We start from the raw sequence: 1,302 nt of genomic DNA, 5'->3' as shown, positions 1-1,302 counted from the left end.
TGAAGTTGCTTCGGTTCGGTGGACACCTGTGAACTGGGATTTTACGCGGTTTCAGCCAGTTCAGCGGAGTCATTCCGGGCCCGCTCAGTGTGGCGACGTTCATACTCGACCGGGCTGAGCCGACCATTCGCCGAATGCCGACGCCACGGATTGTAGAACCCCTCGATATAGGAGAACACCTCCCGCTGCGCCTCCATCCGGGTGAGGAAGCGGGTGCGGTCGATCAGCTCGGTCTCCAATGACGCGAAGAAGCTCTCGGTGACGGCGTTGTCGAAACACGACCCGGTCCGCCCGGTCGAAGGGCTGACCCCGGCCTCCTCGCACCGCCGACCGAACGCCAAACTCGTGTACTGAGAGCCCTTGTCCGAATGATGGACCAGGCCCGCCTCCGGACGTCGGGCACCGATCGCCATGGTCAACGCGTCACAGACCAGCTCGGCACGCATATGAGCGGCCATCGCCCAACCCACGATCTTTCGAGAGAACAGGTCCATGACCACCGCGAGGTAGAGCCACCCCTGGTCGGTGGGCACGTAGGTGATATCGGCCGTCCATTTCAGGTTCGGGGCCGGGGCGGTGAAGTCACGGCCCACCAGATCCGGGGGTGTGGTGGCCATCCGGTCTTGGACGGTCAGGCTTTTGCGGCCGGTGCGGCGGTGCACCCCCACCAGACCTTCGCGCCGCATGAGCCGGTTGATGCGGTTGCGGCCCGCCCGCAGCCCATCGAGTTCGGCCAGGTCGGCCTGGATCCGGGGGGCTCCGTAGGTGCCGCGGGACTGCTCGTGGTGGTAGCGGATCCGCTGAGTCAGTTCTTGGTCGGAGCGCTCGCGTGGCCCAAGGCCGCGTTCGGATCGGTGCACGTGCTGGTAGTAGCCCTGCCGCGACACACCGAGCAGCCGGGTCATACGGGAGACGGAGTGGTGCGCCTTTTCTTCGTCGATCAGCCGGTGGATCACCTGCTGGTCTCCCGGACGAAGAAAGCCGTGGCCTTACGCAGGATCTCGCGTTCCTCGCGCAGCTGAGCGTTCTCCCGCCGCAACCGGGCCAGTTCGGACTTGTCATCGCTGGTCATGCCGGGTTGTTTGCCGGTGTCGATACGTTCCTGGCGGATCCAGTTGCGGATGGTCTGCTCGGAGGGTTCGAACTCGGCCGCAAGTTGTTCGGCGCTGCGTCCGATACGAGCCAGCGACAGGATTTGCTCGCGGTACTCCTGCGGGTAGGCCGGTCGGGTCCTAGGCATCTTGAATCTCCTCATTCAGTAGCAAACTATCCGAAAGTGGACATCTGTCTACCGAACCGAAG

At 64.0% G+C, this 1,302-nt stretch carries 1 protein-coding gene; it reads right to left on the bottom strand.

Translation table 11 applies throughout. The annotated features are described in order from the left end of the window. Positions 1-41 precede the first annotated feature (41 nt). A protein-coding gene (locus ABZ717_RS28635) for an IS3 family transposase (RefSeq protein ID WP_358516396.1) occupies positions 42-1,240 on the bottom strand; the annotation gives its coding sequence in 2 pieces (ribosomal slippage) (positions 42-985 and positions 985-1,240; 1,200 coding nt in all). Positions 1,241-1,302 lie beyond the last annotated feature (62 nt).

Source organism: Nocardiopsis sp. NPDC006832, from assembly GCF_040635885.1.
Lineage (GTDB): Bacteria > Actinomycetota > Actinomycetes > Streptosporangiales > Streptosporangiaceae > Nocardiopsis.
Note: the sequence above shows the minus strand (reverse complement) of the source record. Positions and strands in the feature narration are given on the sequence as shown.